Below are 25,692 nucleotides of genomic sequence, written 5' to 3' on the forward strand. Positions count from 1 at the left end.
CGGGGCAAGCCCGCGCCTACAGGGGCGGTGCGGGCTTCAGGTGATGGGCGCTGGGTTGAACAGGGTGATGTCGTTGTGCAGCTTGTGGCGTTCGGCCCAGGTCTGCTGGCGACCGCTGGCGACGTCCAGGTAGTAGTGGAACAGCTCCCAGCCCAGTTCCTCGATGCTCGCGCGCCCGGTGGCGATGCGCCCTGCGTCAATGTCGATGAGGTCGGGCCAGCGCTGCGCCAGTTCGCTGCGGGTGCAGACCTTGACCACCGGCGCCATGGCCAGGCCATAAGGCGTGCCGCGACCGGTGGTGAATACGTGCAGGTTCATGCCCGCAGCCAGTTGCAGGGTGCCGCAGACGAAGTCGCTGGCCGGGGTGGCGCAGAAGATCAGGCCTTTGCGGTTGACCCGCTCACCGGGGCCAAGCACGCCTTGGATAGCGCCGCTGCCGGACTTGACGATCGACCCCAAGGATTTCTCGACGATGTTCGACAAACCGCCCTTCTTGTTGCCGGGCGTGGTGTTGGCGCTGCGGTCGGCGGCGCCCTGTTGCAGGTAGCGGTCGTACCAGTCCATCTCGCGCACCAGCGCTTCGGCCACCTCTGGGGTTTCGGCGCGGGAGGTGAGCATGTAGATGGCATCGCGCACCTCGGTGACTTCCGAGAACATCACCGTGGCCCCGGCGCGCACCAGCAGGTCGGCGGCAAAGCCCAGCGCCGGGTTGGCGGTGATGCCGGAGAACGCGTCGCTTCCGCCGCATTGCATGCCGAGGATCAGCTCGCTGGCCTGCACCGTCTCGCGGCGGCGCTGGTCGAGCTTCTTGAGGCGCGCCTCGGCCAGGTCCATGATCTGCCCGACCATTTCGGCGAAGCCCAGGTTGGCGTCCTGCAGGCGGTACAGCCAGGGCTCGCTGAGGTCCACCGACGGGTCGTTGTCGTGCATCACTTGCCCTGCCTGCAACTTCTCGCAGCCCAGGCTGATGACCAGCGCCTCGCCGCCCAGGTTGGGGTTGCGCGCCAGGTTGCGCACGGTGCGGATGGGGATGTACGCATCGCGCGCGTTGATCGCCACGCCGCAGCCGTAGCTGTGGGTGAGCGCGACCACGTCGTCGACGTGGGGGTACTTGGGCAGCAGCTCCTCACGGATGCGCTTGACCGCGTGGTCGAGCACGCCGGTGACGCACTGCACGGTGGTGGTGATGCCCAGGATGTTGCGGGTGCCTACGGTGCCGTCGGCGTTGCGGTAGCCCTCGAAGGTGAAGCCGTCCAGCGGTGGCAGGGCCGCGGGCACGGCGTCGCAGCGCGGCAGGCTGTCGAGTTCCGGCGCGGCGGGCATGGCCAGTTGGGTTTCCTGCACCCAGCTGCCGCGGCGCAGGGGCTCCAGGGCATAACCGATGACCTGGCCGTAGCGGCGCACCGCCTCGCCCTGGGCGATGTCGACGGTGGCCACCTTGTGGCTTTGCGGCACGGCCTCGACCAGGGTCAGGCCATCGGCGAAACGGGCGCCTTCACCCAGGCCGCCATCGTTGACCACCACCACGACGTTGTCGTCGTCGTGCAGGCGGACGTAGCGGGGCGACTCGGCGGTTTCGATCAACTGCATGGCGTTATCTCTCAGGCTTGTTCATCTGCCCGCACCTGGCCGGGGCCGGGTGCGGGCGTGTCCAACTCAGTGGCGCGAGCCGGCCAGTTCGCTGCTGGCGGCCGGTGCGGGCGAGGGCTTGGGTGCCTCGCGCAGCTCGATGCGCTTGATCGGGCCGACGATCACCAGGTAGCTGAACACCGCCACCAAGGCATTGGCGCCGACGTACAGCAGCGCCCACTTGAACGAGCCGGTGGCACTGATGATGTAGCCGATGACGATCGGCGTGGTGATCGAGGCGATGTTGCCGAAGGTGTTGAACAGCCCGCCCGACAGCCCGGCGATCTGCTTGGGCGAGGTGTCGGCGACCACCGCCCAGCCCAGCGCGCCGATGCCCTTGCCGAAGAACGCCAGGGTCATGAAGCCGACCACCATCCATTCGGCCTCGACGTAGTTGCAGAAGACCATGGAGGTCGACAGCAACAGGCCGCAGACGATCGGCAACTTGCGCGAGAAGGTCAGCGAGTTGCCACGGCGCAGCAGCCAGTCCGACAGCACCCCGCCGAGCACCCCGCCGATGAAGCCGCAGATCGCTGGCAGCGAAGCGATGAAACCGGCCTTGAGGATAGTCATGCCGCGTTCCTGCACCAGGTACACCGGGAACCAGGTGAGGAAGAAGTAGGTGATGGCGTTGATGCAGTACTGGCCCAAATACACGCCCAGTAGCATGCGGCTGGTCAGCAGTTGCTTGATGTAGCCCCATTTCGGGCCATCGTTGGTGCGTTTCTGGTCCATGTCCACCAGGCCGCCATTGTGCTCGATGTGCTCGAGCTCGACCGGGCTGATGCGCGGGTGCTGGCGCGGGTTGTAGATGGTCTTGAGCCAGACCATCGAGAACAGGATGCCCAGCACGCCCATGACGATGAACACATGCTCCCAGCCGAAGGTGTAGACGATCCAGCCCATCAGCGGGGCGAACAGCGCGGTGGCGAAGTACTGCGCCGAGTTGAAGATCGCCGAGGCCGTGCCGCGTTCGGCGGTGGGGAACCAGGCCGCGACGATCCGCGCGTTGCCGGGGAACGACGGCGCTTCGGCGAAGCCGACCAGGAAGCGCAGGGTGAACAGCGTGACCACCGCCCAGGCCACCGGCAGGCCGCCGACGAAGCCTTGCAGCAGGGTAAACAGCGACCAGGTGAAGATGCTGAAGGCGTAGACGTTCTTCGAGCCGAAGCGGTCGAGCAGCCAGCCGCCGGGGATCTGCCCGGCCACATAGGCCCAGCCGAAGGCGGAGAAGATATAGCCGAGGGTGACCGCGTCGATGCCAAGGTCTTTTTGCAGGCTGGAGCCGGCGATGGCGATGGTGGCGCGGTCGGCGTAGTTGATCGTGGTCACGATGAACAGCATGAACAGGATCAGGTAGCGTACATGCGTCTTTTTCGTCGCTTGCATGCTGGTGTTCTCCCACTAGTTATTGTTGTGCGGGCTTGTCGGGTTGTGACCGGAGCGGGGTGGTCGCTCCGGTTCGCGGCATTGGCAGGCCGCGTGGGCCACACGCTTATTGCGGGCCCATCTTGTCCATCAGCGCGGCGAGCATCTGGTATTCCTCGTCGGTCAGGTCGGTCAGCGGGGTGCGCACGGGGCCGGCGTCATAGCCGGCGAGCTTGGCGCCGGCCTTGACGATGCTCACGGCGTAACCGGCCTTGCGGTTGCGGATGTCCAGGTACGGCAGGAAGAAGTCGTCGATCAGCCTGGCCACGGTGGCGTGGTCGTCGCGGGCGATGGCGTTGTAGAAGTCCATCGCGGTCTTGGGCACGAAGTTGAACACGGCCGAGGAGTAGACCGGCACGCCAAGTGCCTTGTAGGCGGCAGCATACACCTCGGCGGTAGGCAGGCCACCCAGGTAGCTGAAGCGCTCGCCGAGGCGGCGACGAATCGACACCATCAGCTCGATGTCGCCCAGGCCGTCCTTGTAGCCGATCAGGTTCGGGCAGCGTTCAGCCAGGTGTTCAAGCTGCGCGGCGTTGAGGCGGCAGACGTTGCGGTTGTACACCACCACGCCGATGCTCACCGAATTGCACACCGCCTCGACGTGGGCGGCGACGCCATCCTGGCTGGCTTCGGTGAGGTAGTGGGGCAGCAGCAGCAGGCCTTTGGCGCCCAGGCGCTCGGCTTCCTGGGCGTATTCGATAGCCTGGCGGGTGGCGCCACCGACACCGGCGAGAATGGGTACGGAGCGGGCGCAGGTGTCGACGGCGGTCTTGATCACCTGGCGGTATTCACTGGCGGCGAGGGAGAAGAACTCTCCGGTGCCGCCGGCGGCGAACAGGGCACTGGCACCGTAGGGCGCGAGCCATTCCAGGCGCTTGGCGTAGCCGGCGGGGTTGAAGTCGCCCTGGGCATTGAAGTCGGTGACAGGGAACGACAGCAGGCCGTGGGAGAGGATGGATTGCAATTCTTGTGGGGTCATTGTTGTAGGCATCCTGTGGGGCGCTTGGAGAGGTGTGAAGACCAAGTGAGAGGTAAGTTATCGTACAACTTGTACGATGACTAGTCCTGGATAGGGAAATTTTTGCGCAGGGGATGAGTGGCGGGGTGTTCGATTCGGCCCAATCGCGGGGCAAGCCTGCTCCTACAGGTGCCCGCCATTCACAGGAACGACACTGTCCCTGTAGGAGGGCGCGCTCCGCGATTGGGCCCGAGCAGGCAGCCAAGAACGCCGACCAGGCAATTGATGCTGATCAGTCATCGTATCTCTTGGTGGGGGTAAAAAAGATCGCGGAGACAGGCACAAGCCCGCCGCCCGCTTCCACGGGAAATGTTCTGGGACCAGCAGAGGGTGACCGGGGAAGCGGGGGCGGTATTGCGCCGCCCCGCGATCGAAGCTAACGAAGCGAGGTGTCAGGCCGCCAGGTGGCGCTTGTTGGCCTGGGCCTTGCGGACCTGGGCGCGGCAGGCGTCGCCGAAGGCCTGGAACATCTTGATGGAGTCCGGGTTTTTCGCTGCCTGCCACTCTGGGTGCCACTGCACCGCGAACAGGAAGGGCGAGAGGCTCGGGGCGTGGATCGCCTCGACCAGGCCGTCCTCGGCGTGGGCGATGGGCTCGATGCCTTCACCTAGATTGCGCAGGCCCTGGCCATGCAGCGAGTTGACGCGGATCTCGTCGCTACCCAGGGTTTCACGCAGCCAGCTGCCGGGCTTGATCTTCACGCCATGTGCCGCGGCGTACTGCACGTCCACCGGGTCTTCGGGGTTTTCCCGGTGGTCGTTGAAACCGGGTTCGGCGTAGACCTTCTGGTAGATGTCGCCGCCCAGCGCGACGTTGATTTCCTGCATGCCACGGCAGATGCCGAAAATCGGCAGGCCGCGGGCGATGGCCAGTTGCACCAGGGGGATGTCGAACAGGTCGCGGTCCTTGTCCTGGGCCTTGCCGGGGGTTTCGTTCTCCTGGCCGTACAAGGCCGGGTCGATGTTGCTGCCGGCGCCGGTCAGGTAGATGCCGTCGGCCATGTCGAGGTAGGCCTCGAGGTCCTCGGTGCCGCAGCAGGTGGGGACGAGGACCGGAACGCAGTCGGCGAATTCGACCAGCGGGGTGATGTATTTGTGGGTCATGACCTGGTAATCATGGCCTTTGCGCTCCTGGGTGCCCATGGTCATCAGCACGACGGGTTTGCGCGGGGTCTGGTTCTTGTTGCCAATGTTGCTGTTGGACATATGTCACCTTGGGACAGGTTCGACCTGTCGTTGTTGTGCAGGTGCGCGGCCTGTGGCCTGTTGCGTCACCTGAAGCCCCGAGCACTGCCGGCGCGCCTCGCAGGCTGCGATTCCGGTCGGGACATGCTTCCTAGCTTGCCAGAGCCGTTCGATATGTCAAACGACTGGCGCGTCGGCTCCTGCGGTCAAATCACCTATTCCAGGGGGCTTTGAGCGCTGTAAGCCTGAGGCGGCAAGGGTTTGGTGTGGGCATCGGTCAATAATATTTAACGACGCAGTTGGGTCATTGCGTGGATGCAATGTCGATGGGTCGAGGCGGCCCTATCGCGGGTTTGCCCTGCGATAGGGCCGGACCTGCTGAAATTTGACAGTGCCCGAGACACCATCGGAAAGTGCCCGCCATGCACACGCTGTAGCCACGCCAATTCCAATAAAAGGAGCTTCAGATGTCCGCACCCTCCACCCGCCCTGTCGTGCGCGTGCCGTTCGCTGAATTGCAGGGGCTGTTGCAACGCATCTTCCAACGCCACGGCTGCGCCGAACCGGTGGCCGCGGCGCTCGCCCACAACTGCGCCAGCGCCCAGCGCGACGGCGCCCACAGCCATGGCGTGTTTCGCATCCCCGGTTATGTCTCGACCTTGGCCAGCGGCTGGGTCGATGGCCAGGCCCTGCCCAAGGTCAGCGACGTGGCGCCGGGCTTCGTGCGGGTCGACGCCGCCGGCGGCTTCGCCCAGCCGGCCCTGGCCGCCGCGCGGGCATTGTTGGTGGAAAAGGCGCGCAGCGCTGGCATCGCCGTGTTGGCCATCCACAACTCCCACCACTTCGCCGCCCTCTGGCCTGACGTCGAGCCTTTCGCCGAGCAGGGCCTGGTGGCCCTGAGCGTGGTCAACAGCATGACCTGCGTGGTGCCCCACGGCGCCCGCAAGCCGCTGTTCGGCACCAACCCCATTGCCTTCGCCGCGCCGTGCGAGGGCAGCGATCCCATCGTCTTCGACATGGCCACCAGCGCCATGGCCCACGGTGACGTGCAGATCGCCGCGCGCCAGGGCGAGCAGTTGCCGCCTGGCATCGGCGTGGACGCCGACGGCCAGCCGACCACCGACCCCAAGGCCATTCTCGAAGGCGGCGCGCTGTTGCCGTTCGGCGGGCACAAGGGCTCGGCGCTGTCGATGATGGTCGAACTGCTGGCGGCGGCGCTCACTGGCGGGCACTTCTCGTGGGAGTTCGACTGGTCGGGGCACCCAGGCGCGAAGACGCCGTGGAGCGGGCAGTTGGTCATTGTCATCGACCCGAGCAAGGGCGAAGGCGGGCGCTTCGCTCAGCGCAGCCGTGAACTGGTGGCGCAGATGCAGGCGGTAGGGTTGTCGCGCCTGCCGGGGGAGCGGCGGTTCCGTGAGCGGGCGGTGGCACATAGGGAAGGGGTGGCGGTGACGGAATCGGAGTTGCAGGGGCTCAAGGACCTGGCGGGCTGAGCTGGAATGCCGGCCACGGCCTGAGAGGTATGCAACCCTGCACGCACACCTTGCACATTCAATGATGTTCCTGCGCCTTCACTGCGGGTATTCTCTGGGCAGCCTTTCCCGAACTGTCCTGATCCAAGGAGCTGTGCGCTGTGTTCAAACATGTCGATGCCTATGCCGGCGACCCGATTCTCTCGCTGATGGAGACCTTCAAGGCCGACCCCCGTGCCGACAAGGTCAACCTGAGTATCGGCTTGTACTACGACGAAGCCGGCGTGGTGCCGCAACTGGCGGCGGTGGGCGAGGTGGAGAAGCGCCTGGCCGACCAGCCCCACGAAGCCTCCCTGTACCTGCCGATGGAAGGCCTGGCCAGCTACCGCCAGGCCATCCAGGCTCTGCTGTTCGGCGCCGACCATCCGGCCGTGACCGGTGGGCGCGTCGCCACCGTGCAAACCGTCGGCGGCTCCGGCGCGCTGAAGGTCGGTGCCGACTTCCTCAAACGCTACTTCCCGCAGTCCGAGGTATGGGTCAGCAACCCGACTTGGGACAACCACCGGGCGATCTTCGAAGGTGCGGGCTTCAAGGTCCACACCTACCCGTACTTCGACAGCGCCACGCGCGGGGTGGACTTCGCCGGCATGCTGGCGACCCTGCAAACCCTTTCCAAGAACAGCATCGTCCTGCTGCACCCGTGCTGCCACAACCCCACCGGCGTCGACCTCGACCAGAGCCAGTGGCAACAGGTGGTGGAAGTGGTCAAGGCGCGTGAGCTGATCCCGTTCCTCGACATCGCCTACCAAGGCTTCGGCGAAGGCCTGGCCGAGGATGCCTATGCCATCCGCGAGATGGCCCGGGCCGGCGTGCCATGCCTGGTGAGCAACTCGTTCTCGAAGATCTTCTCGCTGTACGGCGAGCGGGTAGGAGGCCTGTCGGTGGTCAGCGACGACGTCGACAGTGCCCAGAGCGTGCTGGGCCAACTCAAGGCCACCGTGCGCCGCAACTACTCCAGCCCGCCCAGCCACGGCGCCCAGTTGGTGGCCGGCGTGCTCGGCGATGCGGGCCTGAATGCCCAGTGGGTGGCGGAAGTCGAAGTCATGCGCAAGCGCATCCTCGACATGCGCCAGGGCCTGGTCGACGCCCTGGCTGAGCTGTTGCCGGGCCAGGACTTCCAGTTCTTCCTGCGTCAGCGCGGCATGTTCAGCTACACCGGGTTCAGCGTCGAGCAGGTGCGTCGCCTGCGTGACGAGTTCGGCGTGTACCTGATCGACAGCGGCCGGGTGTGCATGTCGGGCCTGCGTCCAGCCAACCTGCGCCGAGTGGCCGAGGCGTTCGCGGCGGTGCAGAAGGGCTGACGTAACGGCCAGGCGCCCGACGCGGCTGGCCAATTGCAATCGCGGGGCAAGCCTGCTCCCACAGGTAAGGTGCCGTTCACTCAGTCGGCGCAGAACCTGTGGGAGTGGGGTTGCCCCGCGATGCTTTTGTGCACGGAAAAGGTGCAACCGTCCCTCGGATGGGGCTTTCAAAGTGCACCCTTTGAATGCACAATCGCGCCCCTCTTTTTCGGTTGAGGTGGCGTGAGGCTTCTATTTCGCCACTCTCAGCCTGTTGCAGTCTTGCGAGTGGAGTTGCACCCGGAATGAATGAGCAGGCCCAAAGCGTCGAGCAACGCTTCGAATCGACCCAACAAGCCGCGCTCGGCAGTTGGTCACGTCAAGACACCACCTGGATGCTGGGCCTGTTCGGTACGGCCATCGGCGCAGGTACGTTGTTCCTGCCGATCAACGCCGGCCTTGGCGGCTTCTGGCCGTTGTTGATCCTGGCCCTGTTGGCTTTCCCGATGACCTACTACGCGCACCGCGCGCTGACGCGTTTCGTGCTGTCCGGGCGCGGCGAGGGTGACATCACCCAGGTCGTCGAGGAGCATTTCGGCATCAAGGCCGGCGCACTGATCACCCTGCTGTACTTCTTCGCCATCTTCCCGATCCTACTGATCTACAGCGTGGCCCTGACCAACACCGTGACCAGCTTCATGGAGCACCAACTGCACATGACGCCACCGCCACGGGCCATCCTGTCGTTCGTGCTGATCCTGGGCCTGTTGGCCATCGTCCGTTGCGGCGAGCAGGCCACCGTGAAGGTCATGAGCCTGCTGGTGTACCCGTTCATCGTCGCCCTGGCGCTGCTGGCGCTGTACCTGGTGCCGCACTGGAGCGGCGGCATTCTCGATACCGCCAGCCAACTGCCGTCGGGCTCGGCGTTCCTGCACACCGTGTGGCTGGCGATCCCGGTGATGGTGTTTTCGTTCAACCACTCACCGATCATTTCGGCCTTCGCTGTTGACCAGAAACGCCGCTACGGCGCCCATGCCGATGAGCGCAGCGGGCAGATCCTGGCCCGTGCTCACGTGCTGATGGTCGTCATGGTGCTGTTCTTCGTCTTCAGTTGCGTGCTGACCCTGACCAGCGCCCAGCTGGCCGAGGCCAAGGCGCAGAACCTGTCGATTCTGTCCTACCTGGCGAACCACTTCAGCAACCCGACCATCGCCTTTGCCGCACCGCTGATCGCCTTCATCGCCATCGCCAAGTCGTTCCTCGGTCATTACATCGGTGCCAGCGAAGGCCTCAAGGGCATCATCGCCAAGGCTGGCCTGCGCCCGGGCGCCAAGGCGTTGGACCGTACCGTCGCCGGCCTGATGCTGGTGGTGTGCTGGGCCGTCGCCACCCTCAACCCGAGCATCCTCGGCATGATCGAGTCGCTGGGCGGGCCGATCCTCGCCGTGCTGCTGTTCCTGATGCCGATGTATGCCATCCGCCGCGTGCCGTCGATGCGCAAGTACGGTGGGGCGCTGTCCAACGTGTTCGTCGTGGTCATCGGCCTGGTGGCCCTGAGTTCGGTCGTGTACGGCCTGGTCGGGTGACGCAGCTTCGAGCCACGAGCTGCGGGTGGCTTCAGCGCGTAGCGCGTAGCTCGAAACTTGTAGCTGCCTCTGTGCCTTCATGCTTAACTCTGGGTCCTTTCCAAAACCCGTATAAGGACTTCCGCCCATGGCTCAAGTGACTCTCAAAGGCAACCCGGTTCAGGTCAAAGGCGAACTGCCACAGGCGGGTGCCCAGGCGCCGGCCTTCTCCCTGGTCGGCGAAGGCCTGGCCGACAAGTCGCTGCAGGACTACGCCGGCAAGCGCAAGGTGCTGAACATCTTCCCGAGCGTCGACACCCCGACCTGCGCCACCTCCGTGCGCAAGTTCAACGCCCAGGCCAACGAGCTGGCCAACACCGTGGTGCTGTGCATCTCCGCCGACCTGCCGTTTGCCCAGGCGCGCTTCTGCGGCGCGGAAGGGCTGGAGAACGTGAAGAACCTGTCGACCCTGCGTGGCCGTGAGTTCCATGAGAACTACGGCGTGGCCATCGCCGACGGCCCGCTGGCCGGCCTGACCGCTCGCGCGGTGGTGGTGCTGGACGAGCACGACAAGGTGCTGCACAGCGAGCTGGTGGCCGAGATCGCCCAGGAGCCGAATTATGAGGCGGCGCTGGCTGTGCTGAAGTAAGCGTTGTTCTTGAAGGCCCTATCGCGGGCCCAAGCCAGCGCCTACAAATACCGCGCTTTTCTGAAGGTCATGCGGTACCTGTAGGAGCGGGCTTGCCCCGCGATGAGATCGTCGTGCCCCACTGTAACGGCTTGGAAATACTTTCCAGGCCGTTTTCATTTAAAGTTCATCGCTTTAGCAACGTCAGCCCAAGGTAAATCCCTGGTAAAGGCCCTTTGCTAAAGCGGTGCCAGTGCTTATCGTTCAACCTCCCCAGCCGTCTTCTGAACAAGGTTCGTTCAACCCATGCAAGCTTCCGTCTCCCGTTCCCCCCGTCGCTGGCTGTTCGGCCTGCTGATCCTGCTGCTGGTGGCTGCCCTGGCCTGGTGGCTGTGGCCCGCCGCGCCGGTGCACAAGGACGGCGCGAGCGGTGGTCGGCCGGGCCGTGGCATGGGCGCCGTGGGCGCGGGGCGCCCGGGCTTCGGCGGCTCCACCGAGCCGGTACCGGTGCGCGTCGAGCCCGTGCGGGTCGGTGACTTCCCGCTGTACTTCAAGGCCCTGGGCACGGTCACCGCGACCAACACGGTCAACGTGCGCAGCCGGGTGGCGGGCGAACTGGTGAAGATCCACTTCCAGGAAGGCCAGCAGGTCAAGGCCGGTGAACTGCTCGCCGAGATCGACCCGCGCCCGTACCGCATCGCCCTGCAGCAGGCCGAAGGCACTCTGGCGCAGAACCAGGCGCAATTGAAGAATGCCCAGGTCGACCTGGCCCGCTATAAAGGCCTGTACGCCGAAGACAGCATCGCCAAGCAGACGCTCGACACCGCCGAGGCCCAGGTCGGGCAGTTCCAGGGGCTGGTCAAGACCAACCAGGCGGCGGTCAACGATGCCCGCCTGAACCTGGAGTTCACCCAGATCCGCGCGCCGATCAGCGGTCGCTTGGGTCTGCGCCAGCTCGACCTCGGCAACTTGGTCGCTGCCAACGACACCACCGCGTTGGTGGTGATCACCCAGACCGAACCGATCAACGTTGCCTTCACCCTGCCGGAAACCGAACTGGCCACCGTGCTGCAGCGCTACCGCAGCGGCGCGCGCCTGCCGGTCGAGGCCTGGGACCGCGGTGACGCCAAGCTGCAAGCTACGGGTGTGCTGGGCAGCCTGGACAACCAGATCGACACCACCACCGGCACCTTGAAGTTCAAGGGCTTCTTCGAGAACAAGGACCACGCCCTGTTCCCCAACCAGTTCGTCAACGTGCGCCTGCTGGCCGATACCCTCAAGCAGGTCACCCTGGCGCCTGCCGCAGCGATCCAGTTCGGCAACGACGGCACGTTCGCCTATGTGGTCAACGCCGACAGCAAGGTCAGCATCCGCAAGCTCAAGGTCGGTGCCAGCGATGGTGAAAGCAGCGTGATCCTCGAGGGCCTGGAGGCCGGCGAGCGCTTGGTGCTCGAAGGCACCGACCGCCTGCGTGACGGCAGCCCGGTGGAAGTGGTCGACGACAGCTCGCAGGTGCCGACCACCCCTGGCCAGCACCTGCAGGGCCAGGACGCCAAGGGCTCGGCCCAGGCCGGTGAGTCGGGCAAGGCGGGCGCATGAACATCTCGCGGCTGTTCATCCTCCGCCCGGTCGCCACCACCCTGAGCATGCTGGCCATCGTCCTGGCCGGCCTGATCGCTTACAAGTTGTTGCCGGTGTCGGCCTTGCCGCAGGTGGACTACCCGACCATCCGCGTGATGACCCTGTACCCCGGCGCCAGCCCGCAAGTGATGACCAGTGCGGTCACCGCGCCGCTGGAGCGCCAGTTCGGGCAGATGCCAGGCCTGACCCAGATGGCCTCGACCAGCTCAGGCGGCGCCTCGGTGCTGACCCTGCGCTTCAACCTGGACATGAACATGGACGTCGCCGAACAGCAGGTTCAGGCGGCGATCAACGCCGCCAGCAACCTGCTGCCCAGCGACCTGCCGGCACCACCGGTGTACAACAAGGTCAACCCGGCCGATACCCCGGTGCTGACCCTGGCCATCGCCTCCAAGACCATGCCGCTGCCCAAGCTCAACGACCTGGTCGACACCCGGGTTGCGCAGAAGATCGCGCAGATCGGCGGCGTGGGCATGGTCAGCATCGCCGGCGGCCAGCGCCAGGCGGTGCGGATCAAGGTCAACGTCGACGCCCTGGCCGCCAACGGCCTGAACCTCGACGATGTGCGCACCCTGATCGGCGCCTCCAACGTCAACCAGCCCAAGGGCAACTTCGACGGCCCGACCCGGGTGTCGATGCTCGACGCCAACGACCAGCTGCGCTCGCCGAACGAGTACGCCAACCTCATCCTCAAGTACAACAACGGCGCGCCGCTGCGCCTGAAGGACGTCGCTGAGATCGTCGACGGCGCCGAGAACGAGCGCCTGGCCGCCTGGGCCAACGAGAACCAGGCGGTGCTGCTGAACATCCAGCGTCAGCCCGGGGCCAACGTCATCGAGGTGGTCGACCGGATCAAGCAGATGCTGCCGACCATCACCGACAACCTGCCGGCGGGCCTGGACGTGACGGTGCTCACCGACCGTACCCAGACCATCCGCGCCGCGGTGCGCGATGTGCAGCACGAACTGCTGTTCGCCATCGCGCTGGTGGTGATGGTCACCTTCGTGTTCCTGCGCCGGGTCAGCGCCACGGTCATCCCGTCGATCGCCGTGCCGCTGTCGTTGATCGGCACCTTCGGCGTGATGTACCTGGCCGGTTTCTCGATCAACAACCTGACGCTGATGGCTTTGACCATCGCCACCGGCTTCGTGGTGGACGATGCCATCGTCATGCTGGAGAACATTTCCCGACACATCGAGGAGGGCGAGACGCCGATGCAGGCGGCGCTCAAGGGCGCCCGGCAGATCGGTTTCACCCTGGTGTCGCTGACCTTCTCGCTGATCGCCGTGCTGATCCCGCTGCTGTTCATGGCCGATGTGGTCGGGCGGCTGTTCCGCGAGTTCGCCATCACCCTGGCGGTGGCGATCCTGATTTCCCTGGTGGTATCGCTGACCCTCACGCCGATGATGTGCGCACGCCTGCTCAAGCGTGAGCCCAAGGCAGAAGAACAGGGCCGCTTCTACCGCGCCAGTGGCGCCTGGATCGACTGGCTGATCGAGCACTATGGCCGCGCCCTGACCTGGGTGCTGCGGCATCAGCCGTTGACCCTGCTGGTGGCGGTGGCCAGCCTCGCGCTGACGGTGTTCCTCTATCTCATCGTGCCCAAGGGCTTCTTCCCGGTGCAGGACACCGGGGTCATCCAGGGCATCTCCGAGGCCCCGCAGTCGGTATCCTTCGCCGCCATGAGCGAGCGCCAGCAGGCGCTGAGCAAAGTGATCCTGCAGGACCCGGCGGTGCAGAGCCTGTCGTCCTACATCGGCGTGGACGGTGATAACGCCACCCTCAACAGCGGCCGCCTGCTGATCAACCTCAAGCCCCACGGCGAGCGCGACGTGACCGCCAGCGAGGTGATCAACCGCCTGCAACCGCAGCTCGAGCGCCTGGTGGGCATCCGCCTGTTCATGCAGCCGGTGCAGGATTTGAGCATCGAGGACCGCGTCAGCCGCACCCAGTACCAGTTCAGCCTGTCTTCCCCCGATGCCGACATGCTCGCCGAGTGGAGCGGCAAGCTGGTCGATGCTCTGCGCCAGCGCCCGGAATTGCGCGACGTTGCCAGCGACCTGCAGGACAAAGGCCTGCAGGTGTACCTGGTGATCGACCGCGACATGGCCAGCCGGCTGGGCATCAACGTGGCGCAGATCACCAACGCCCTGTACGACGCCTTCGGCCAGCGGCAGATTTCGACCATCTACACTCAGGCCAGCCAGTACCGGGTGGTGCTGCAGTCCCAGGCCGCCGCCAACATCGGCCCGCAGGCGCTGGAGTCGATCCACGTCAAGGCCACCGACGGCGGCCAAGTGCGCCTGTCGGCCCTGGCGCGCATCGAGCAGCGCCAGGCGCAGCTGGCGATCTCGCACATCGGCCAGTTCCCGGCGGTGATGATGTCGTTCAACCTGGCCCACGGCGTGGCCCTGGGCGAGGCGGTCAAGGTCATCGAACAGGCGCAGCGCGACATTGGCATGCCGCTCGGCGTGCAGACCCGCTTCCAGGGTGCGGCGGAGGCCTTCCAGGCGTCGCTGTCGAGCACCTTGCTGCTGATCCTCGCCGCCGTGGTGACCATGTACATCGTCCTCGGTGTGCTCTACGAGAGCTACATCCACCCGGTGACCATCCTCTCGACCCTGCCGTCGGCGGCGGTCGGCGCCTTGCTGGCGTTGCTGCTCAGCGGCAACGACCTGGGGATGATCGCCATCATCGGCATCATCCTGCTGATCGGCATCGTCAAGAAGAACGCGATCATGATGATCGACTTCGCCCTGGAGGCCGAGCGCCACCAAGGCATGACCCCGCGCGAGGCGATCTACCAGGCCGCGTTGTTGCGTTTCCGACCGATCCTGATGACCACCCTGGCGGCGCTGTTCGGCGCCTTGCCGCTGATGTTCGCCACCGGCTCCGGGGCCGAGCTGCGCCAGCCGCTGGGCCTGGTGATGGTCGGCGGCTTGCTGGTCAGCCAGGTGCTGACGCTGTTCACCACGCCGGTCATCTACCTGTACTTCGACCGCCTGGCGCGCCGCTGGCGCCGTGCCCCTGACGCGCGGCAGGCCGAGGCATGAACCTTTCCGCGCCGTTCATCCGCAGGCCAGTGGCGACCATGCTGCTGAGCCTTGCGATCATGCTGCTCGGTGGCCTCAGCTTCGGCCTGCTGCCGGTCTCGCCGCTGCCGAAACTGGACTTCCCGGTGATCGTGGTGCAGGCCAGCCTGCCCGGCGCCAGCCCTGAAGTCATGGCCTCCACCGTGGCCACGCCGCTGGAGCGCAAGTTGGGCAGCATCGCCGGGGTCACCACCCTGACCAGCAGTTCGAGCCAGGGCTCGACCCGGGTGATCATCGGCTTCGATCTCGGGACCAACATCGACGGTGCCGCGCGCGAGGTGCAGGCGGCGATCAACGCTACCCGCAACCTGCTGCCCAGCGGCATGCGCAGCATGCCCACCTACAAGAAGGTCGACCCGTCCCAGGCGCCGATCATGGTGCTGTCGCTGACCTCCGAGGTGCTGCAGAAAGGCCAGTTATACGACATCGCCGATACCATCCTGTCCCAGAGCCTGTCGCAGGTCAGTGGGGTAGGGGAAGTGCAGATCGGTGGCAGTTCGCTGCCGGCGGTGCGCATTTCCCTGGAGCCGCAGTTGCTCAACCAGTACGGCCTGGCCCTGGACGACGTGCGCACCGCCGTGGCCAACGCCAACCAACGCCGGCCCATGGGCTTCGTCGAGGACGCCGAGCGCAACTGGCAGGTGCGCGCCAACGACCAGTTGGAGAAGGCCGAGGACTACAAGCCGCTGGTGATCCGCCAGCAGAATGGCGCGATCCTGCGCCTGGCCGACGTGGCCACGGTCACCGACGCCGTGGAGAACCGCTACAACAGCGGCTTCTTCAACGACCAGAGCGCGGTACTGCTGGTGATCAACCGCCAGACCGGCGCCAACATCATCCAGACCGTCGAGCAGATCAAGGCGCAGTTGCCGGCCTTGCAGTCGCTGCTGCCGGCCAGCGTCAAGCTGGACCTGGCCATGGACCGCTCGCTCGTGATCAAGGCCACGCTCAAGGAGGCCGAGCACACCCTGCTGATCGCCGTGGTGCTGGTGATCCTGGTGGTCTACCTGTTCCTCGGCAACCTGCGTGCTTCGCTGATCCCGAGCCTGGCGGTGCCGGTGTCGCTGGTGGGCACCTTCGCGGTCATGTACCTGTGCGGCTTCTCCCTGAACAACCTGTCGCTGATGGCGCTGATCCTCGCCACGGGCTTGGTGGTGGACGACGCCATCGTGGTGCTGGAGAACATCTCGCGGCACATCGAGGACGGCCAGCCACCCATGCGCGCGGCCTTCCTCGGTACCCGCGAGGTCGGTTTCACGCTGTTGTCGATGAACGTCTCTCTAGTGGCAGTGTTCGTCTCGATCCTGTTCACGGGCGGCATCATCCGCAGCCTGTTCCAGGAGTTCTCGATCACCCTGGCGGCGGCGATCATCGTGTCGCTGGTGGTTTCGCTGACGCTCACGCCGATGCTCTGCGCGCGCTGGCTCAAACCGCACCAGTCTGGCGAACAGACCCGCCTGCAACGCCTCAGCGACCGCCTCCACCAGCGCATGGTCGCCGGTTACGACCGCAGCCTGGGCTGGGCCCTGCGCCACCGGCGCCTGACCCTGTTCAGCTTGCTGGTGACCATCGTCGTCAACATCGCCCTCTACGTGGTGGTGCCCAAGACCTTGCTGCCACCGCAGGACACCGGCCAGTTGATCGGTTTCGTGCGCGGTGACGACGGCCTGTCGTTCACCGTGATGCAGCCGAAGATGGACATCTACCGCCGCGCCTTGCTCGCGGACCCGGCGGTGCAGAGCGTGGCCGGCTTCATCGGCGGCAACAACGGCACCAACAACGCCTTCATGCTGGTGCGCCTGAAACCGATCAAGGAGCGCAAAATCTCGGCCCCGCAGGTGATCGAGCGCCTGCGCAAGGAAATGCCCAAGGTGCCGGGCGGGCGGCTGTTCCTGATGGCTGACCAAGACCTGCAGGTCGGCAACGCCGGCCGCGACCAGAGCAGCTCGCAGTACCTCTATACCCTGCAGAGTGGCGACCTGACCGCGTTGCGCGAGTGGTTCCCGAAGGTCACGGCGGCGATGCGCGCCTTGCCGGAACTGACCGCCATCGACGCCCGCGACGGCGCTGGCACCCAGCAGGTGACCCTGGTGGTCGACCGCGACCAGGCCAAGCGCCTGGGCATCGACATGGCGATGGTCACCTCGGTGCTCAACAATGCCTACAGCCAGCGGCAGATCTCGACCATCTACGACAGCCTCAACCAGTACCAGGTGGTGCTGGAGATCAACCCGAAATACGCCTGGGACCCGAGCACCCTGGAGCAGGTGCAGGTGATCACCGCCGACGGTGCGCGGGTGCCGCTGTCGACCATCGCCCATTACGAGAACAGCCTGGCCAACGACCGGGTCAGCCATGAAGGCCAGTTCGCCGCCGAGAGCATTGCCTTCGACGTCGCCGAAGGCCACAGCCCCGACCAGGCCCTGGCAGCGCTGGAGCGTGCGGTAGCCAAGCTGGGCCTGCCGGAGTCGGTAATCGCGCGCCTGGGCGGCACCGCCGACGTGTTCGCCAAGACCCAGGATGGCCAGCCGTTCATGATCCTCGGCGCGCTGGTGCTGGTTTACCTGGTACTGGGCATCCTCTACGAAAGCTACATCCACCCGTTGACCATCCTCTCGACCCTGCCATCAGCGGGCGTCGGCGCCTTGCTCGCACTGTACGCCACCGGTGGCGAGTTCAGCCTGATTTCGCTGCTGGGTTTGTTCCTGTTGATCGGCGTGGTGAAGAAGAACGCCATCCTGATGATCGACCTGGCCCTGCAACTAGAGCGCAACGAGGGTTTGGAGCCGGAGGAGTCGATCCGCCGCGCCTGCCTTTTGCGCCTGCGACCGATCCTGATGACCACCGTGGCCGCGATCCTCGGCGCGCTGCCGCTGCTGCTCGGCAGCGCCGAAGGCGCCGAAATGCGTCAGCCCCTGGGCCTGACCATTATCGGCGGGCTGGTGTTCAGCCAGATCCTGACCCTCTACACCACGCCTGTGGTCTACCTGTACCTGGACCGCCTGCGCCACCGCTTCAACCGGTGGCGCGGCGTGCGCACCGACGCCGCCCTGGAAACCCCGTTATGAACTTTGCCCATACCCCCCTTCATCGAGCCTTGAAGCTGCTGACCCGCGGGCGCGGTTCGCACCTGGTGGCCGCGAGCCTGTGCGGGCTGATGCTCAGCGCTTGTACCCTGAGCCCGGACTACCATCGCCCCGAGGTCAGTACGCCGGCGCAGTTCAAGCAGGCCGAAGGCTGGACCCAGGCCAACCCGTCGGATGCCATCGCCCGGGGCGCCTGGTGGGAAATCTACGGCGACCCGGGCCTGAATGCGTTGGTCGAGGAACTCAACCGCAGTAACCAGACCGTCGCCCAGTACGAGGCGCAGTATCGCCAGGCCCAGGCCCTGGTACGCAGCAGTCGCGCCTCGCTGTTCCCCAGCCTGGAGCTGAGTGCGGGCAAGAACCGCTCGGCCCAGGGCACCGGCAGTTCCAGCTCCAGCCTGTCGAACAACAGCAGCGGTATCCGTAACACCTACAACGCCCAACTCGGCGTCAGTTGGGAAGTCGACCTGTGGGGCAAGCTGCGTGAAACCCTCAACGCCAATGAAGCCAGCGCCGAGGCCAGCTTCGCCGACATGGCCGCGATTCGCTTGAGCCAGCAGTCGGAGCTGGTGCAGAACTACCTGCAACTGCGGGTGATCGACGAACAGAAGCGCCTGCTGGAGGCCACCGTGGCGGCCTACGAGCGCTCCTTGCGGATGAACGAAAACCAGTACCGCGCCGGGGTCGCCGGCCCCGACGCGGTGGCCCAGGCGCGCACTCAGCTCAAGAGCACCCAGGCCGACCTGATCGACCTGGCCTGGCAGCGCGCCCAGTACGAGAACGCCATCGCCGTGTTGATGGGCAAGGCGCCAGCGGACTTTGCGCTGGCGGCGACCAACGACATCCCCGCGTTGCCGCCGATTCCCGTGGCGTTGCCGTCGCAGTTGCTGGAGCGTCGCCCTGACATCGCCTCGGCCGAGCGCAAGGTGATGTCGGCCAATGCCAATATCGGTGTGTCGCGGGCCGCCTACTTCCCTGATCTTTCGTTAAGCATGAGCGGCGGCTATTCGAGCAGCAGTTTCAACAATTGGATCGAGCTGCCCAACCGCTATTGGTCGGTGGGGCCGCAACTGGCGCTGACGCTGTTCGACGCTGGCAAGCGCAGTGCCGAGGTCGACCGCAGCGTGGCGGTGTACGACCAGACCGTGGCGCAGTACCGGCAGACCGTGCTCGACGGCTTCAAGGAAGTGGAGAACTACCTGGTGCAGTTGAGGGTGTACGCCGATGAAGCAGTGGTGCGCCAGGAAGCGTTGGATGCGGCGCGCGAGTCGCTGCGCCTGACCGAGAACCAGTACCGCGCAGGGCTGATCGGCTACCTGGATGTGGTCAACGTGCAGACCACCGCACTGAGTAACGAGCGTAGCGTGTTGAACCTGCTGCAGGGGCGCCTGGTGGCCAGCGTGCAGTTGATCGCGGCGCTGGGCGGTGGTTGGGAAGCGGGGCCGGCGTTCGTGGAGGCCAACAAACAATAAGATGGCAGTGCCGACGGTCCTTTAGGCGCGGGCTTGCCCCGCGACAGGGCCGGCGCTGACCCCAGCGACCGCTGAAACCTTTCACCCCGCAACCCCGGCAAAATCCCGTGCCTTTCCCCCCTGTTCGCGTAAAATCCCCGGCCTTTTCCTGGCCCTTTCCCGTCCTCTGCCGGAACCTGAAATGCTGACTGGTAGCTACTCCTATTCGCTGGTGTTGATCTCGCTGTGCGTGGCCATCCTGGCGTCCTACACCGCGCTCGACCTCGCCGGACGCATCGCCACTGCCAAGGGCCGCGCGGTGCACTTGTGGATAGGCGGCGGCGCGTTGGCCATGGGGGTCGGTATCTGGTCGATGCACTTCATTGGCATGCTGGCCTTCAAGCTCCCCATCGACTTGGGCTACGACCTGGCCCTCACCGCGCTGTCGCTGCTGATCGCCGTGTTGTCTTCGGGCTTCGCCCTATGGCTGGTCGGCCAGCCACGTTTGCCGTGCCCGCAGCTGGGACTGGGCGCGCTGTTCATGGGCACCGGCATCGCCTGCATGCACTACACCGGCATGGCCGCGCTGCGCATGCAGCCGGGTATCGACTATGACCCGACGCTGTTCGGCACCTCGCTGGCGATCGCCGTCGGGGCCTCGGCGGCGGCGTTGGGGATCGCCCTCCGTCTGCGCAAGAACACCCCCTACGTGCGCCAGATTCGTGGCGCGGCGGCGATCGTGATGGGCTTTGCAATCGTCGGCATGCACTACACCGGCATGGCCGCGGCCAACTTTCCCGAAGGCAGCTACTGCGGCGCACTGGCCACCGGTATCTCCGGCGACTGGCTGGACTACGTGGTGCTGATCACCACCCTGGCGGTGCTGGCCGTGGCCTTGCTCACATCGGTGCTGGATGCGCGCCTGGAATCGCGTACCGCGGAGTTGGCCCGTTCGCTGACCCTGGCCAATCAGGAGCTGACCCAACTGGCCCTGCACGACACCCTGACCGGCCTGCCCAACCGAACGCTGCTGGCTGACCGCATTGAGCAGGCGATGGCCAAGGTGGCGGAGCAGGGCGGTTGTTTCGCGCTGGTCTTCATCGACCTGGATGGCTTCAAGCCGGTCAACGATGCCTTCGGCCACCATGTCGGCGACCTGTTGCTCAAGGCTGTGGCCGGTCGCTTGCGTGGCAACCTGCACAGCCAGGACACCCTGGCACGCATTGGCGGTGACGAGTTCGTGCTGCTGGTGGAACTGGCCGAGGCGGACGATGCGGTGGGCGTGGCGGCGCGCCAGGTCAACCTGGTCTCTCAGCCGTTCCGAGTCGCCGAGCACGACCTGCAACTGTCGGCCAGCCTGGGTATCGCGTTGTACCCGGGCAACGGTGCGGACCAGCACGAACTGCTGCGCAACGCCGACGCCGCCATGTACCACGCCAAGAGCGCTGGCAAGAACGGCTACAGCTTCTTCGATACCTCGATGAACAGCAACGCCCGCCAGCAGTTGCAACTGCTTCAAGACCTGCGCACGGCCCTGGATCAGGGCCAGTTCCGCCTGTACTACCAACCCAAGTTCGATGCTGTGCAGCGCCAGGCCATCGGCGCCGAGGCGCTGCTGCGCTGGGAGCACCCGCAGCACGGGTTGTTACCGCCAGACCGCTTTATCGGCCTGGCCGAGAAAACCGGGCTGATCATCCCGATCGGCGAGTGGGTGCTGGGCGAGGCCTGCCGGCAGATGCGCGTGTGGTTGGACCAGGGGCGTGAACACTGGCGTATTGCAGTCAACCTCTCGGCCATCCAGTTCTGCTACCCAGGGCTGGTCGACAGCGTCGCCCAGGCCCTGGCCGCCAACGACTTGCCGGCCAACCGCCTGACCCTGGAGATCACCGAGACCACCGCCATGCGTGACGCCGACGCTAGTCTGGCGATCCTGCAGCGTCTGTCCGACATGGGGGTGGACCTGTCCATCGACGATTTCGGCACGGGTTATTCCAGCCTGATGTACCTCAAGCGTCTGCCTGCCAATGAATTGAAGATCGACCGGGGGTTCGTGCGCGACCTGGAGCAGGACAGCGATGACGCGGCGATTGTCTCGGCGATCGTCGCCCTTGGGCAGGCGTTGGGGTTGCGCATCGTCGCCGAAGGGGTGGAAACCGACCGCCCACAGGACTTCCTGACCCGTCTGGGGTGCGATTCGCTGCAGGGCTATCTGCTCGGCATGCCGGTGCCGGCGGAGCAGTTCATGCAGGAGGAAGAGGCCAAGCAGCGCAACGCGGTCGGCTAGACCGCATCACGCAGGGCGAAGGCAGGCACGAAGGCTTCCATCTCGGCCTCGACGGCCTCGATGATGCGTTCCACATCCGCTGCGGCCATGATCGCCGCGCAAGGAATGCCGGCGACCGCCAGCAGGGTTTCGCCGGTGGCGCGGTCGAACAGCCGCGCGATCATGCTGCGCGGGGCATCCATGCTGGCTTCGAAGCCCAATGGGTGGAAATGCCAGCGCATCACCTGACAGGCGTTGGGGAACGTCATCTTGTTCATTGCCAGCCTCCTTGTCCTGAGTCCGAACACGGTGATTCCGGCGGCCGCTCGTGGCGGGGGGAATCCTAACCATAGCAGTTGCCCAGGCAGTTTCCCGTGGCGGGCATGACAAATAGGCGAGTGCATGACCGGCGTCACATCACTGGAGCCCCCTGAAGGGCAATCGATAACCACGGCAAACGTTTTCCACGTGGTGTGTAGCCGTTTGCCGCTACCTACCGCTTTCGGACCAACGGTAGGCGCTTAGCCGAGCAACCCGGCGGCGATATTGATGGTGAAACCGAGGATCGCGGTGTTGAACACGAAGCCCACCAGCGAGTGCGCCAGCACCACCCGGCGCATGGCGCGCCCGCCAACGCCGACGTCGGACGTCTGCACCGCCACGCTGAGGGTGAAGGCGAAGTAGTGGAAGTCCCAGTAATCAGGGTTGCGCTCGCCGTCGGCGAAGCGCAGGGGTGGTTCGTGTCGGTTGCCGGTATAGAACAGGCGTGCATAGTGCAGGCTGAAGATACAACCGATCAGCAGCCAGGAACCGGCCACGGTCAGTCCTGTGTAGAGGTAGTGCAGGGCCAGGGCATCGCCTTGCAGGCCTCGGCTGGCGGCTAGTTGCAGGGTGACGGCGGCGAGGCTGGCGATGGCTGCGATGCTCACGGTGAGCAGCACCAGGCCGGCGTTTTCGTCTTCGATGCGGGCGACCTTGCGCACCTTGCCCGGGGTGGCGTGGCAGGTCAGCCAGAGGATCAGCGCGAGGTACAGCCAGACGCCGAGGTTCCAGCCCGCGAGGATACGCTGCGTCCATTCGCTGGCCGGGATCAGCCAGCCGCCGAGCAGCCCGGCGAGGGTGGCGAAGCTAAGCCGGGGATGAGTGCGGGTCAGGGTATGGAATGCCATGCGGCCTCGGACGTGTGGACCTGCCTACCACTGTAGCCCAAACCCGTTACCTCTCCGGTAAGCGCGAGTTTGCCCCGAAATGAGGTGGGTGCAGACAGAAAAAAGGCCATTGGAAGCCATCCGCTCTAACTCAAACCTTTCAGCCGCTACGGCCCGACGTCGTTACAAAATTCCAGGTGATGGCAAATTGACGCCAATATGATGTCTAAATAATATCGCGCGCCAGTTTTACCTTTTCCTGGGACCGGACATGGCGGCAATTCATCACCTCCTGCGCACACTGGCAACCGCGAGCCTGCTGGCCTGCCTCTGCACCGCCCCGGCCTGGGCCGCCTCACCCGGCGACCAGGACCTGATCCGCGACCGCCAGGACCGTCTGCTGCAAGAGCAGCAACGGCGCCTCGACGAACTGCGCAACCTGCCGGGCAGGGCGGGCCCTGAAAGCCAGGCTCCAGCCCCTGAAGATAGCCGTTGCTTCACCATCCGCACCATCGAGCTCAAGGGCGCCGACAGCCTCACCGGGGCCGAGCGCGAGCGCCTGCTCGCCCCCTTTATCGGCCAGTGCCTGGGCGTCAGCCAGCTCAACGCCTTGCTCAAGGCCATCACCGACCACTACCTGGACCGCGGCCTGGTCACCAGTCGCGCTTATCTGCCGCAGCAGGACCTCTCCGGCGGCCACTTGCAAGTGCTGGTGGTGGAAGGGCGCCTGGAAGGCCTGCGCCCGGATGACGGCAGCGGTTTGTCTGCCCGCGAGTTGGCCATGGCCTTCCCCGGCGACGCTGGGCAGCGCCTGAACCTGCGCGAGATCGAGCAGATGGTCGACCAGCTCAACCGCCTGCCGTCGAACAAGGCACAGATGGAGCTGACCCCTGGCGAAGCGGTGGGCGGTAGCCTGGTGCTGGTGCGCAACCAGCCTCAGAAACCGTGGCGCGCCTCGCTGTCGCGCAACAACGAGGGCCAGCGCAGCACCGGGGAGCAGCAGCTCAACCTCGGCTTGGAATGGGACAGCCCGCTGGGCCTTGCCGACCAATTGGTAGTGCGCGGCGGCCATGACGTGGTCAGCGACCACACCCAGGGCTCGAAGAACGGCGTGCTCTACTACAACCTGCCCTGGGGCTGGTGGAACTTCAGCTACAGCTACAGCGAAAGCGAGTACCGCGCCCAGGCCCAGGGCAACGGTTTCAGCTTCAAGCAAACCGGCGATAGCCAGAACCACCAACTGCGCGCCGAGCGCGTGGTGCACCGCGACGCCACCAGCAAGACCTCGCTCAACGCCGGCATCGCCCACCTGCGCACCAACAACTACATCGAGGACAGCCGCCTGGAGGCCAGCAGCAACCGCCTGAGCGAAGCGCAGTTCGGCTTCAACCACGGCCGTCGCCTGGGCAACGCCTTCGTCAACCTCGACCTGGGCATCCAGGAGGGCATCGGCGCCTTCGACGCTCAGGGCAACGGCCACCCGCGCCCCGGCGAGCCCGTTGCGCGTTACCGCAAGTACAGCGCCACGCTCAGCTACGTGCAGGGCTTCCAGGTGCTCGGCGAGAACCTGAGCTTTAGCAGCCTGGCCACCGGCCAGCGCAGCGAGGACGTGCTGTTCAGCCCGCAGCGCATCAGCTTGGGGGGCGAGGCCTCGGTGCGCGGTTTCAAGGACCAGTCGTTGTCGGGCGACAGTGGCGCGTACTGGCGTAACGACCTGCGCTGGACCCGCCCGGTCACCTGGGCCGCCCTGCGCCCAGCGGTGGCCGAGTATGGCGTGGGCCTGGGCTACGACCTGGGCGTGATCCGCAACGATCGCTACAACGGCGACCGCCATGGCCGTGCCAGCAGCCACGCCTTCGAGCTGTTCGCCCGCGGCCAGCACCTGGCCGCCAGCGTGACCTTCGCCCACAGCCTGGAGCGCCCAGAGGCGCTACCCGACAAGGAACGCCCGGTGTATTTCCGCCTGGACCTGTTCATCTGACCCACCGATTCAAGAGACAGCACATGGACGTTCGCCGCTTCGCCTTCCTTGCCCGCCAGCCATCCGCCCGCCTGCAGCCGCGCACGCAGTTCTGCGGCCTGCCCAAGCGCGGCCTGGCGTTCCTGCTGGCCAACGTCATGTTCTGGCAACCGCTGTGGGCCCAGGCCGCCGACGGCGTGGTGGTCAGCGCGCCGGGCACCAGCCTCGGCCAGGCGGGCAACGGCGTGCCGATCGTCAACATCGCCGCGCCCAACGGCAGTGGGCTTTCGCACAACCAGTTCAGCGACTACAACGTCGGCCAGCAGGGCCTGATCCTCAACAACGCCACTGACCGCACCCAGGCCACGCAACTGGGCGGGATCATCCTCGGCAACCCCAACCTGCAAGGGGCGGCCGCCAGCACCATCCTCAACGAAGTCAACGGCACCAACCCCAGCCAGTTGCGCGGCTACACCGAGGTGGCCGGGCAGGCGGCGCGGGTGATCGTCGCTAACCCGCACGGCATCACCTGCAACGGCTGCGGCTTCATCAATACGCCCCAGGTGACCCTGAGCACCGGCAAGCCGGTGATCGACAACGGCCAGTTGAGCCGCTTCCAGGTCGACCAAGGCAGCGTGGCCATCGAAGGCGCGGGGCTCAATGCCGGCAACGTCGACCGTTTCGAGATCATCACCCGCAGTGCCAAGGTCAACGCCGAGCTCCAGGCGCGCAATCTGACGATCATCGCCGGGCGCAACGATGTCGACGCCCAGACCCTGGCCGCCAC

17 protein-coding genes are annotated in these 25,692 nt (G+C 65.7%); 11 read left to right on the top strand and 6 right to left on the bottom strand.

Going from position 1 to position 25,692, the window contains the following annotated elements; translation table 11 throughout:
• Positions 1-36 precede the first annotated feature (36 nt).
• From garD to P0Y43_RS14035, 4 genes are all read right to left on the bottom strand, one after another.
• Positions 37-1,590: a galactarate dehydratase gene (gene garD, locus P0Y43_RS14020; RefSeq protein WP_275637846.1), complete on the bottom strand. Its 1,554-nt coding sequence runs from the start codon at positions 1,588-1,590 to the stop codon at positions 37-39.
• 66 nt (positions 1,591-1,656) lie between these two features.
• Complete coding sequence (locus tag P0Y43_RS14025; RefSeq protein ID WP_275637847.1) at positions 1,657-3,018, bottom strand: MFS transporter; 1,362 nt, start codon at positions 3,016-3,018, stop codon at positions 1,657-1,659.
• Positions 3,019-3,124: 106 nt separating this feature from the next.
• Complete coding sequence (kdgD, locus tag P0Y43_RS14030) at positions 3,125-4,036, bottom strand: 5-dehydro-4-deoxyglucarate dehydratase (RefSeq protein ID WP_275637848.1); 912 nt, start codon at positions 4,034-4,036, stop codon at positions 3,125-3,127.
• Between the two features lie 431 nt (positions 4,037-4,467).
• The gene (locus P0Y43_RS14035) at positions 4,468-5,280 is read right to left on the bottom strand and encodes a gamma-glutamyl-gamma-aminobutyrate hydrolase family protein (protein WP_275637849.1); all 813 of its coding nucleotides are present in this window, start codon (positions 5,278-5,280) and stop codon (positions 4,468-4,470) included.
• Positions 5,281-5,726: 446 nt separating this feature from the next.
• Here P0Y43_RS14035 and P0Y43_RS14040 point away from each other — a divergent pair, with 446 nt between their 5' ends.
• From P0Y43_RS14040 to P0Y43_RS14080, 9 genes are all read left to right on the top strand, one after another.
• Positions 5,727-6,752, top strand: a complete 1,026-nt coding sequence (locus P0Y43_RS14040) for an Ldh family oxidoreductase (RefSeq protein WP_275637850.1) — start codon at positions 5,727-5,729, stop codon at positions 6,750-6,752.
• A 140-nt stretch (positions 6,753-6,892) separates the two neighbouring features.
• Entirely contained in the window at positions 6,893-8,092 is a 1,200-nt protein-coding gene (locus tag P0Y43_RS14045; RefSeq protein ID WP_275637851.1) for an aromatic amino acid transaminase, read from the top strand.
• A gap of 284 nt (positions 8,093-8,376) precedes the next feature.
• Positions 8,377-9,657, top strand: coding sequence for a serine/threonine transporter (locus tag P0Y43_RS14050; RefSeq protein WP_275637852.1), 1,281 nt, complete (start codon positions 8,377-8,379; stop codon positions 9,655-9,657).
• 127 nt (positions 9,658-9,784) lie between these two features.
• Complete coding sequence (tpx, locus tag P0Y43_RS14055; RefSeq protein ID WP_275637853.1) at positions 9,785-10,285, top strand: thiol peroxidase; 501 nt, start codon at positions 9,785-9,787, stop codon at positions 10,283-10,285.
• A 285-nt stretch (positions 10,286-10,570) separates the two neighbouring features.
• Entirely contained in the window at positions 10,571-11,863 is a 1,293-nt protein-coding gene (locus tag P0Y43_RS14060) for an MdtA/MuxA family multidrug efflux RND transporter periplasmic adaptor subunit (protein WP_275637854.1), read from the top strand.
• Complete coding sequence (locus tag P0Y43_RS14065; RefSeq protein ID WP_275637855.1) at positions 11,860-14,958, top strand: MdtB/MuxB family multidrug efflux RND transporter permease subunit; 3,099 nt, start codon at positions 11,860-11,862, stop codon at positions 14,956-14,958. The genes P0Y43_RS14060 and P0Y43_RS14065 overlap by 4 nt, the downstream gene beginning before the upstream one ends.
• The gene (locus tag P0Y43_RS14070; protein WP_275637856.1) at positions 14,955-18,065 is read left to right on the top strand and encodes an efflux RND transporter permease subunit; all 3,111 of its coding nucleotides are present in this window, start codon (positions 14,955-14,957) and stop codon (positions 18,063-18,065) included. The genes P0Y43_RS14065 and P0Y43_RS14070 overlap by 4 nt, the downstream gene beginning before the upstream one ends.
• On the top strand, positions 18,062-19,555 hold the full coding sequence (locus P0Y43_RS14075) for an efflux transporter outer membrane subunit (protein ID WP_275637857.1): 1,494 nt from the start codon (positions 18,062-18,064) through the stop codon (positions 19,553-19,555). The genes P0Y43_RS14070 and P0Y43_RS14075 overlap by 4 nt, the downstream gene beginning before the upstream one ends.
• 181 nt (positions 19,556-19,736) lie before the next feature.
• Complete coding sequence (locus tag P0Y43_RS14080) at positions 19,737-21,818, top strand: putative bifunctional diguanylate cyclase/phosphodiesterase (protein WP_275637858.1); 2,082 nt, start codon at positions 19,737-19,739, stop codon at positions 21,816-21,818.
• Here P0Y43_RS14080 and P0Y43_RS14085 read toward each other — a convergent pair.
• Both P0Y43_RS14085 and P0Y43_RS14090 read right to left on the bottom strand, forming a co-directional pair.
• Positions 21,815-22,075 (bottom strand): DUF1652 domain-containing protein, encoded by a 261-nt coding sequence (locus P0Y43_RS14085; protein ID WP_275637859.1) that lies wholly within the window; start codon positions 22,073-22,075, stop codon positions 21,815-21,817. The genes P0Y43_RS14080 and P0Y43_RS14085 overlap by 4 nt on opposite strands.
• A 243-nt stretch (positions 22,076-22,318) precedes the next feature.
• Positions 22,319-22,966 carry a DUF1345 domain-containing protein gene (locus P0Y43_RS14090; protein WP_275637860.1) on the bottom strand — a complete coding sequence of 216 codons (648 nt, stop codon included), beginning with the start codon at positions 22,964-22,966 and terminating at the stop codon, positions 22,319-22,321.
• Positions 22,967-23,216: 250 nt separating this feature from the next.
• On the opposite strand from P0Y43_RS14090, the gene P0Y43_RS14095 reads away from it, so the two are divergent.
• Positions 23,217-24,926 carry a ShlB/FhaC/HecB family hemolysin secretion/activation protein gene (locus P0Y43_RS14095; RefSeq protein ID WP_275637861.1) on the top strand — a complete coding sequence of 570 codons (1,710 nt, stop codon included), beginning with the start codon at positions 23,217-23,219 and terminating at the stop codon, positions 24,924-24,926.
• A gap of 23 nt (positions 24,927-24,949) precedes the next feature.
• On the top strand, positions 24,950-25,692 hold a 743-nt coding region (locus P0Y43_RS14100; protein ID WP_275637862.1), incomplete at its 3' end, for a filamentous hemagglutinin N-terminal domain-containing protein.

The sequence above is a fragment of the Pseudomonas entomophila genome (genome assembly GCF_029193575.1).
GTDB lineage: Bacteria > Pseudomonadota > Gammaproteobacteria > Pseudomonadales > Pseudomonadaceae > Aquipseudomonas > Aquipseudomonas entomophila_G.

Bases quoted from the DNA above. Each gene is read 5' to 3' on its own strand.
- P0Y43_RS14080 (WP_275637858.1), top strand. From the start codon at position 19,737: ATGCTGACTGGTAGCTACTCCTATTCGCTGGTGTTGATCTCGCTGTGC.
- P0Y43_RS14035 (WP_275637849.1), bottom strand. From the start codon at position 5,280: ATGTCCAACAGCAACATTGGCAACAAGAACCAGACCCCGCGCAAACCC.
- P0Y43_RS14040 (WP_275637850.1), top strand. From the start codon at position 5,727: ATGTCCGCACCCTCCACCCGCCCTGTCGTGCGCGTGCCGTTCGCTGAA.
- P0Y43_RS14070 (WP_275637856.1), top strand. From the start codon at position 14,955: ATGAACCTTTCCGCGCCGTTCATCCGCAGGCCAGTGGCGACCATGCTG.
- P0Y43_RS14085 (WP_275637859.1), bottom strand. From the start codon at position 22,075: ATGAACAAGATGACGTTCCCCAACGCCTGTCAGGTGATGCGCTGGCAT.
- tpx (WP_275637853.1), top strand. From the start codon at position 9,785: ATGGCTCAAGTGACTCTCAAAGGCAACCCGGTTCAGGTCAAAGGCGAA.
- garD (WP_275637846.1), bottom strand. From the start codon at position 1,590: ATGCAGTTGATCGAAACCGCCGAGTCGCCCCGCTACGTCCGCCTGCAC.
- P0Y43_RS14025 (WP_275637847.1), bottom strand. From the start codon at position 3,018: ATGCAAGCGACGAAAAAGACGCATGTACGCTACCTGATCCTGTTCATG.
- P0Y43_RS14075 (WP_275637857.1), top strand. From the start codon at position 18,062: ATGAACTTTGCCCATACCCCCCTTCATCGAGCCTTGAAGCTGCTGACC.
- P0Y43_RS14090 (WP_275637860.1), bottom strand. From the start codon at position 22,966: ATGGCATTCCATACCCTGACCCGCACTCATCCCCGGCTTAGCTTCGCC.
- P0Y43_RS14060 (WP_275637854.1), top strand. From the start codon at position 10,571: ATGCAAGCTTCCGTCTCCCGTTCCCCCCGTCGCTGGCTGTTCGGCCTG.
- P0Y43_RS14095 (WP_275637861.1), top strand. From the start codon at position 23,217: ATGGCGGCAATTCATCACCTCCTGCGCACACTGGCAACCGCGAGCCTG.
- P0Y43_RS14050 (WP_275637852.1), top strand. From the start codon at position 8,377: ATGAATGAGCAGGCCCAAAGCGTCGAGCAACGCTTCGAATCGACCCAA.
- P0Y43_RS14065 (WP_275637855.1), top strand. From the start codon at position 11,860: ATGAACATCTCGCGGCTGTTCATCCTCCGCCCGGTCGCCACCACCCTG.
- kdgD (WP_275637848.1), bottom strand. From the start codon at position 4,036: ATGACCCCACAAGAATTGCAATCCATCCTCTCCCACGGCCTGCTGTCG.